We start from the raw sequence: 8,237 nt of genomic DNA, 5'->3' as shown, positions 1-8,237 counted from the left end.
CCCTCCTCTTCGGCCGCCACCGCGCCCAGCATTCTGCGGACGCGGTGGCGGCCGAAGAGGAGGGGGTGGGTGGCGTACGGGGGTTCCGGGACGTCCGCCAGCAGCAGTTCCACCCCCTCCGTGAACGTCTTGTGCGCCGCCTCCAGTTCGTCGTGGGACTCCAGGGACTCGGCGACGATGACCCAGGGGGCGGGGTCCCCGGGCGCGGCCGTGCGGATGCCCTCGATGATCGCCCTCGCCTCCGCCTCGTGGTCGTACTCCCACAGGTTGGAGGCCTTCAGGGCGCGGACCAGGTGGGGGTTCTCCAGGCCGTCGCCGGAGGAGAGCAGACGGTCGTACAGGGCCGTCGCGGCGGGGCGGTCGCCGGACAGTTCCAGGTGCGCCGCGGCCCGGAGCAGCAGGGCCTCGGCGTCCTCGGGGTACAGGCGGGCGGTCCGCTCCAGGCGGGCCGCTTCGGCGGCGTGGTCGACGGTGTCGGCGGGCGGCGTGTCGGGGCGCATGGGGGACACGGTACTGCCGGGCAGTGACAAAAGAGAGGTACCTGCTGGCCAGGACCGCGCAGTGTGCGCACTCCGGACTTCACAGCCCCGTCCCGTGCTCTCCTCAGCGTCGTCCCCGTGCCCCCACCACCGTCAGCGCGCCCACCACGGCCAGTCCCGCCGACACCAGGATCGCTGTGTTCGCGCCGTGCGCCGGGCTGCCCGCCGACGTGGCGATCGCGATCGTCAGGGCGACGCCCGCGCAGGAGCCGATGTAGCGGAAGGTCTGCTGGGCGCCGGAGCCCATCGCCACCCTCTGCGCCGGTACGGAGTCCACCGCGACCAGCGGCAGTGCCGCGTTCAGCAGGCCGCTGCCCACGCCGCCCACCAGCAGCCCGGGGAGCAGGCGCGCCCAGGAACCGGAGCCGATCGCGCCCAGCATCGTCAGGACGCCGGCCGCGTGCAGGACGAAGCCGAGGGCCAGTTGCAGGCGGGGGGACAGCCGTCCCGCCAGATGCCTCGCCAGGAGCGCGACGGCGAAGCTCAGGCCGGACCACAGCAGCAACAGCCAGGCGGTGGCCATGGGGGAGAGGCCGAGCGTCTGCTGCAACAGGGCCGGCAGGAAGCTGAACAGGCCGATCACCGCCAGGCCCGTGAACAGGCCGCCCGCCGAGGACGCCAGGAAGGGCGGGTGGCGCAGCAGGGACAGGTCGATCATCGGGGCGGCCGTTCGGCGCTCCACCGCCACGAACACCCCCACCAGCAGCACCGCCGCCGCGAGCAGAACTCCCACCGAGGGCCGGAGCCAGCCGTCCCGGCCCAGAGTCAGGGCCGCCACCAGCGCGACCAGGGCCAGGCCGAAGGCCAGGGCTCCGGGTACGTCCGGCCGGCCGTCCCTCGGAGCACGTGACTCCGACAGGGCGCGGGCGCCGAGCGCCGTCACCACCAGCGCCGCCGCGCCCAGGATGCCGTAGCCGATCCGCCAGTTCGGCAGGGCGCCCGCGACCAGCGGGCCGACCGCGATGCCGCCGCTCACGAAGGCCCCCCAGACGCCGGTCGCGTGGAGCCGGCCGCGCGGGGTCGGGAAGGCGTGGACGACGAGGCCCAGGCTGCTGGCCAGCAGGGCGGCGCTCGCCGCGCCCTGGGCGATGCGGGCCAGCGTGAACTGCCAGGTCGACGTCGAGAACGCGCCCAGGGCGGTCGTCAGGCCCAGCGCCAGCGTGCCCGCGAGGAAGACGCGGCGGCGGCCGTGGTCGTCGGCCAGGCTGCCGGCCACCAGCAGAAGAGCCGCCAGGCCCAGCGGGGTGCCGTTGAGCAGCCAGGCCTGGGACGAGAGGGAGGTGTGCAGGGCGGCCGCGGTGTCGGGGAGCGTGACCATCGGCGCCGTGTAGGTCATCAGGGCCACGGCGGTCGCGGCGCTGGTCACGGCGAGGGTGGCCCGGGGGCGGGGAGGCGAGTCCCGGCGGCCTTCCCGGGGTCCCGCCGCGGTGCGTGTCGTGGCGTGTGCCGTGGTGGGGGAGTCGAGCCCGGTCATTGCCTTGTCCTTCCGGGGCTGTGGGCGGGGAGATGGCTGCGCGCCCGGTCTCCGGTCCGGCCGGCGGTCCGGCCGGCGGTTCGGGCGACGCTCCCGGGACGGTTCGGTCATTGAACTAGGTCTCTCCTGCACCGTAGCATCCTCGGTTCGGTGAATGAACCCATCTGTCGAAAAGTGGCTACAGTGGATCGCATGGCACTGGGCAAGGACTACGCGACGCAGGAGTGCTCGATCGCCCGCGCGCTGGAGATCGTCGGGGAGCGCTGGACGCTGCTCGTCGTCCGGGACGCGCTCTACGGCGTCCGGCGCTACAACGACTTCCTGGTCCACCTCGGCGCCCCCCGAGCCGTCCTCGCCGCCCGGCTCCAGACGCTGACCTCCGAGGGCATCCTCGAGAAGCGGCGGTACCAGGAGTCGCCGCCCCGGGACGAGTACGTCGTGACGGAGCGCGGGATCGCCCTGTGGCCCACCCTGCGCGCGCTCGGCCTGTGGGGGCGCGAGCACTTCGGGGAAGAGCAGCTGCGCTGCTTCCGGCACGCGGACTGCGGCACCGAACTCGGGCCGTACGGCGAATGCCCCGCCTGCGGAACCATCGTGCCCGTCCGGGACGTCCTCATGGTGCCGGGACCCGGACTCGACCCCGACCCGGCGGACCCGGTCAGCCGCGCGTTGCTGCGGCCGAAGCGGCTCCTGCAGCCGCTCGAGATCGATCCTGCATAACGGCCTGGTACGCACAACGGCCATAACGGCCTGGTACGTACAACGGCCATAACGGCCTGGTACGTACAACGGCTGGAACGAGACAGCGAGACAGGCGGACAGCGGGGCGGCGAAAGCCCCTGCGTGAGGAGGGGAGTCGACCGTGATCCGTCACCGGGCCGGTGCGCGACTCGCTCCCGTGCTGCTGTTCCTGCTTCTCCTGGTCCTCCTCGTCCTCCAGCTCTCGCTGCTCGACACCGGCAGCCTCTCCGCGACCGTCGCGGCCGGGGCGGCGCTCGTCGCCTGCGCCCTGCTCGCGGCGCGCTCCGTGCCCGTCATGCCGCCCACCCGCGTGCGCACGGCCATCCGCGACCGGGCCCGCCGTACGGCCTTCCTGCCGCAGCGCGATCCCGACGCCGCGGGCCGGCGACGGCCCCGAGCGCCCGGACACGCCCTCCCGACGACCGTCGTCGCGTAGGGCGCACCTCTTCCATTCCTTCAAGGCCCCGTGCCTTCAAGCCCTGTGCGGGTCCGGTCGTCATGCCGCCACGTCATCACCCCGGCACGACGAGACCCCGGAGGGCTCACCCATGTCCGCACTGCTGTCGGCTTTCGCCAACCTGGTCGAGCGACTCGCCGACCTGCTCCAGCCGCTCTTCCACGCCTCCGCGGCAGCCGCCGCGATCGTCCTGTTCACCGCGCTCGTACGACTCCTCGTCCATCCCCTCTCCCGGGCCGCCGCGCGCGGACAGCGGGCCCGGGCCGCGCTCCAGCCGAGGGTCGCCGAGCTGCGGGAGAAGTACCGGAAGGATCCCGAGAGGCTGCAGAAGGCGGTGCTCGAACTGCACGCCGAGGAGAAGGTGTCGCCGTTGTCGGGCTGCCTGCCCAGCCTGCTCCAGCTGCCCGCCTTCTTCCTGCTCTACCACCTGTTCTCGAGCACGACGATCGGCGGTGACGGCAACGGGCTGCTCGGCCACCGGCTGCTCGCCGCCCCGCTCGGCGGGCGGTGGGCGGACGTCCTGGCGGACGGCCAGGTCTTCGGGGCGTCCGGGCTCGTGTACGTCGGACTGTTCGCGGTCGTGGCCGTCGTCGCCACCTTCAACTTCCTCCGGACGAAGCGGACCATGGCCGCCGGCGGCGCGGTCGCCGTCGGTGGCGGGGAGCAGGCTCCCGGGCTCGGCGCTGTCGGCAGGGCCATGCCGTTCATGTCCTACTTCACGCTCGTCACCGTGGCTGTGGTGCCGCTGGCCGCCGCGCTGTACGTGGTGACCAGCACGACATGGAGCGCGGTCGAGCGGGCGGTGCTCTACCGTTGATCGCTCATCACTCATCGCCCGCACGGGAGTGCACGTCGGTCACGGGCCGGTGCGTGCCGTCCAAGCCACGGGCCCGGCTACGGTCCAGTACGTGAACGGGGTATTGCGGACTGGACTGCGACCTTGGAGGATCGACCAGTCCTCCGACGGCCGCGTCCGCCGCATCCGGGCCGCGTCGCTCGGCCGGGCTGCCCGCGATCGAGGGAGATGGGGAACATGAAGCTGCTGCGAGTCGGTACGGCCGGGGCGGAGCGGCCCGCGCTGCTGGACGCCGAGGGCACCCTGCGTGACCTCTCTGGAATCGTCTCGGACATCGATGGGGCGCTGCTCGCCGACGACGCGGCGCTCGGCCGGATCCGGGCCGCCGCCGAGGCCGGGGAGCTGCCGGCGCTGGACGCGACCGGGCTGCGGATCGGGCCGCCGCTCGCCCGGATCGGCAAGGTCGTGTGCATCGGGCTGAACTACCACGACCACGCCCGGGAGACCGGCGCCGAGCCGCCCGCCGAGCCGGTGATCTTCTTCAAGGCGGCCGACACGGTGGTCGGGCCCGACGACACCGTGCTCGTGCCGCGCGGTTCCACCAAGACCGACTGGGAGGTGGAGCTGGCGGTCGTCATCGGCCGTACGGCCCGCTACCTGGAGTCGCACGAGGAGGCGCTCGCCCACGTGGCCGGGTACGCGGTGGCGCACGACGTGTCCGAGCGCGAGTTCCAGATCGAGCGGGGCGGCACCTGGGACAAGGGCAAGAACTGCGAGACCTTCAACCCGCTCGGGCCGTGGCTCGTCACGGCCGACGAGGTGCCCGACCCGCAGAACCTCTCCCTGAGGCTGTGGGTCAACGGGGAGCTGAAGCAGGACGGCACGACCGCCGAGCAGATCTTCCCGGTCGCGGAAGTCGTGCGCTACGTCAGCCAGTTCATGACCCTCTACCCCGGCGACGTCATCAACACCGGCACCCCGGCGGGGGTGGCGCTCGGTCAGCCGGAGCCGAAGCCTTTCCTGAGGTCCGGCGACGTGGTCGAGCTGGAGATCGAGGGGCTGGGGCGGCAGCGGCAGGAGCTGAAGGACGCGTAGGCGCTCCGCCGGGGCGCGGGGCCTGCGGTGTCCTTGTGTCTGCCGCGCCGTAGTGCCTCCCGCACCGCTGCGGCTCGGCGCGCCCGCGCGGCGGAGCCGCACGCCGGCACAGCCCCCGCGGCCCCCTGTCCCGCGCTCAGCCGAGGAGAGAGGCCAGCCTGCGCCACTCGGCCCTCGGGAGTTCGTCCCGGTCGCCCGTCCCGGTCACGACCTGGACCGCCACATGGTCCGCGCCCGCCGCGTGGAACTCCTCGACGCGGTCGCGGATCCGGGCGTCGTCGCCCCAGGCGAACACCGCGTCGACCAGGCGGTCGCTGCCGCCGTGCAGCACATCGTCCTCGGTGAAGCCCAGGCGCAGGAAGTTGTTGGTGTAGTTGGGCAGTTCCAGGTACATCGCGAGGTAGTCGCGGGCGGTCGCGCGGGCGCGGACGGGATCCTCGTCCAGGACGACCTTGAACTCAGGGGCCAGCAGCGGGGCCTCGCCCAGGATCTCCCGGGCCCGCGCGGTGTGTTCCGGAGTGACCAGGTACGGGACCGCGCCCGCCGCCCGGTCCCGTGCCAGCCGGAGCGTCCTCGGGCCGAGCGCGGCCAGCACCCTGCGTCCGGCGGGTACCCCGGCGGCGTCCAGGGCGTCCAGGTAGGCCACCAGGGCCGAGTACGGACGCTGGTACTGCTCCGCGAGCTTGGCGTGGCTCACCCCCAGACCCAGCACGAAACGGCCGGGGTGGGCCGCCTCCAGCTCGGTGAAGCCGGCCGCGCTCGCCTCGGCGTCGTGCTGCCAGATGCTCTGGATGCTGGTGCCGACGGCGAGCGTCGACGTCGCCTCCAGCAGCGGGGCGGCGTTGGCGGCGGAGCTGCTGCCGCCGAGCCAGGCGGTGCCGTAGCCGAGCTCCTGCAGTTCTGCGGCGGCCTCGGCGATGTCACCGCGCCGAGCCGGGTCCTCCGAGCGGAGGCCGACGCTCCAGACGCCGTACCGTCCGACCGTCTCCTTCAATGAGGCTGTTTCCTGCAGCGAGGCTGTCGTGTCGCTCATGGGTTCCGATCCCTCCGGGCGGGGTGTCGTGATCATCTCGCGTACACGCACCCCAACCCGCGGGACCTCGCCGGTAATCCCCCGAGGGGACTACCTGTCCAGGAACGCCTCCAGCGCCTCCACCACGAGCCGGTGGTCCTCCAACTGGGGCAGGCCCGACACCGTGACCGCGCCGATCACGCCGACGCCCTCGACGTTGATCGGGAAGGAGCCGCCGTGGGCCGCGTAGGTGTCGGGGTCCAGGCGGGAGGAGTCCTCGAAGGTCGTGCCCTTGGCCCGGAAGCGGGCGCCGACCAGATAGGAGGCGGAGCCGTAGCGCTCCACCACCCGGCGCTTGCGGGCGATCCAGGCGTCGTTGTCGGGGGTGGAGCCGGGCAGGGCCGCGTGGAAGAGCTGCTGGCCGGCGCGGTGGATGTCGATGGCCACCGGCGCCTGCCGCTCCCGCGCCAGCTCCACCAGCAGCGAGCCGAGGATCCAGGCGTCCTCGTGGCTGAACCGGCGGAAGACCAGGCGGCGTTCCTGCGCCTGAAGCTCCTCGATGGTGGGGGTGAGTTCCGGGTTCGCGGTCACAGCTGCACCACCACTCCGTCGCGGGCCGAGCGGCGGGCCGCCTCCAGGACGTCGAGGGTCGCGGCCGCCTCATGGGCCGTCACCGGGTTCGGGGCGCCCTCGCGGAGGGCGGCGGCCACGGCGGCGTAGTACGCCGGGTAGTCGCCGGGCAGGGTCGGCACGGGACGGCCGCCGCCGGTCACCGGTGACTCACCCGCGCCCACACGACCCCACAGGGACTCGTCCTCCCGGCCCCAGCCCTCGGGACCCGGGCGGGCGCCCTCCCGCAGCGCGGCCTCCTGCGGGTCCAGACCGTACTTGACGTAGCCCGCCTGCGAGCCCAGCACCCTGAAGCGCGGGCCGAGCTGGGCGGCCGTGGCGGAGACGTACAGGTGGGAGCGGACGCCGCCGGCGTGCGTGAGCGCGATGAACGTGTCGTCGTCGGTCTCGGCACCCGCGCGGCGGATCACCGACTCGGCGTACACCTGCGTGACCGGCCCGAAGAGGACCAGGGCCTGGTCGACGACGTGGCTTCCGAGGTCGTAGAGCAGACCTCCGATCTCCGCCGGGTCGCCGGACTCGCGCCAGCCGCCCTTGGGCTTCGGCCGCCAGCGCTCGAAGCGCGACTCGAACCGCCATACGTCGCCCAGCTCGCCGTCGGCGATCAGCCGGCGCAGGGTCAGGAAGTCGTTGTCCCAGCGGCGGTTCTGGAAGACGGACAGCAGCAGTCCGCGCCCCTCGGCCAGGGCCGCGAGGTCGCGCGCCTCGGCCGCCGTACCGGCGACCGGCTTGTCGACGACCACCGGCAGGCCGGCCTGGAGCGCCGCCGTGGCGAGCGGGACGTGCGTCTTGTTCGGGGAGGCGACGACCACCAGGTCGAGCTCGTCGGCGCGGGCGAACAACTCGTCGGGGCCGGCGGCGAGGCGGACGTCCGGGAACTCGGCCCGGGCCTGTGCCTGTCGCTCCTGGTTCGAGGTGACGACCGTGTCGAGGACCAGGCCCTCGGTCGCGGCGATCAGCGGGGCGTGGAAGACCGAGCCGGCCAGGCCGTAGCCGACGAGGCCCACGCGGAGGGGGGTGCCAGTCATGGATCCTACTTTCGCAACGCTGTTGCCTAAGTGCAAGCTCGGGGCAGAATGGTGAGGTGAGCAGCGGGAAAGGCGGGGCGGACGGGTGGACACGACGGCGGTGAGAGGGGTGGGTGTGGCGCGCGGTGCGGACGCCGGGGCGAACCTGCTCGCCCTGCGCAGCCACAACACCGCGCTGGTGCTCGACCTGCTGCGCAGGGCGGGAGCGGAGGGGATCAGCCGGCTGGAGCTGGCCGAGCGGACCGGGCTCACCCCGCAGGCGGTCAGCAAGATCACCGCGCGGCTGCGCGAGCGGGGGCTCGCCGCGGAGGCGGGCCGGCGGGCGTCCACCGGGGGCAAGCCGCGCACGGTGCTGCGGCTGGTCCCGGAGGCCGGGCACGCGGTGGGCGTGCATGTCGACCGCGACGAGGTGCGGGCGGTGCTCGTCGACCTGGACGGCGCCGTGGCCGGCGAGCGGCGCCGTCC

General features: G+C 73.5%; 9 protein-coding genes and 1 pseudogene. 5 read left to right on the top strand and 5 right to left on the bottom strand.

The features are described 5' to 3' along the window. Window positions 1–500 (bottom strand): annotated as a pseudogene (locus tag BZY54_RS46425) (hypothetical protein); the annotation flags it as partial. Window positions 501–603: 103 nt separating this feature from the next. After that, complete coding sequence (locus tag BZY54_RS46420; protein ID WP_086731351.1) at window positions 604–2,013, bottom strand: MFS transporter; 1,410 nt, start codon at window positions 2,011–2,013, stop codon at window positions 604–606. A gap of 192 nt (window positions 2,014–2,205) precedes the next feature. Between BZY54_RS46420 and BZY54_RS46415 the strand changes: the two genes are divergently transcribed. The 4 genes from BZY54_RS46415 (at window position 2,206) to BZY54_RS46400 (ending at window position 5,102) form a co-directional block, all read left to right on the top strand. After that, window positions 2,206–2,733, top strand: coding sequence for a winged helix-turn-helix transcriptional regulator (locus BZY54_RS46415; protein ID WP_086731350.1), 528 nt, complete (start codon window positions 2,206–2,208; stop codon window positions 2,731–2,733). Window positions 2,734–2,875: 142 nt separating this feature from the next. Continuing rightward, window positions 2,876–3,190 carry a DUF6412 domain-containing protein gene (locus BZY54_RS46410; RefSeq protein WP_208640971.1) on the top strand — a complete coding sequence of 105 codons (315 nt, stop codon included), beginning with the start codon at window positions 2,876–2,878 and terminating at the stop codon, window positions 3,188–3,190. A gap of 124 nt (window positions 3,191–3,314) precedes the next feature. Then, the gene (locus BZY54_RS46405; RefSeq protein ID WP_086731352.1) at window positions 3,315–4,028 is read left to right on the top strand and encodes a YidC/Oxa1 family membrane protein insertase; all 714 of its coding nucleotides are present in this window, start codon (window positions 3,315–3,317) and stop codon (window positions 4,026–4,028) included. Between the two features lie 216 nt (window positions 4,029–4,244). After that, window positions 4,245–5,102 carry a fumarylacetoacetate hydrolase family protein gene (locus tag BZY54_RS46400; protein WP_086731349.1) on the top strand — a complete coding sequence of 286 codons (858 nt, stop codon included), beginning with the start codon at window positions 4,245–4,247 and terminating at the stop codon, window positions 5,100–5,102. A 136-nt stretch (window positions 5,103–5,238) separates the two neighbouring features. Here BZY54_RS46400 and BZY54_RS46395 read toward each other — a convergent pair whose 3' ends face one another. The 3 genes from BZY54_RS46395 to BZY54_RS46385 all read right to left on the bottom strand — a co-directional run bounded on the left by BZY54_RS46395 (window position 5,239) and on the right by BZY54_RS46385 (window position 7,772). Further along, a complete protein-coding gene (locus tag BZY54_RS46395; RefSeq protein ID WP_086731348.1) occupies window positions 5,239–6,135 on the bottom strand; it encodes an LLM class F420-dependent oxidoreductase in 897 nt (298 codons plus the stop codon). A gap of 90 nt (window positions 6,136–6,225) precedes the next feature. Then, entirely contained in the window at window positions 6,226–6,705 is a 480-nt protein-coding gene (locus BZY54_RS46390; protein ID WP_086731347.1) for a heme-degrading domain-containing protein, read from the bottom strand. Beyond that, the gene (locus BZY54_RS46385) at window positions 6,702–7,772 is read right to left on the bottom strand and encodes a Gfo/Idh/MocA family oxidoreductase (RefSeq protein WP_086731346.1); all 1,071 of its coding nucleotides are present in this window, start codon (window positions 7,770–7,772) and stop codon (window positions 6,702–6,704) included. Before BZY54_RS46385 ends, BZY54_RS46390 begins: the two co-directional genes overlap by 4 nt. 85 nt (window positions 7,773–7,857) lie before the next feature. Here BZY54_RS46385 and BZY54_RS46380 point away from each other — a divergent pair. Beyond that, the coding region (locus BZY54_RS46380) for a MarR family transcriptional regulator (RefSeq protein WP_143668353.1) at window positions 7,858–8,237 on the top strand (380 nt) is incomplete at its 3' end.

The sequence above is a fragment of the Streptomyces carpinensis genome (genome assembly GCF_002154505.1).
In the GTDB taxonomy this organism is placed as follows: domain Bacteria; phylum Actinomycetota; class Actinomycetes; order Streptomycetales; family Streptomycetaceae; genus Streptomyces; species Streptomyces carpinensis.
This window is presented reverse-complemented; position numbering and strand designations above follow the sequence as displayed.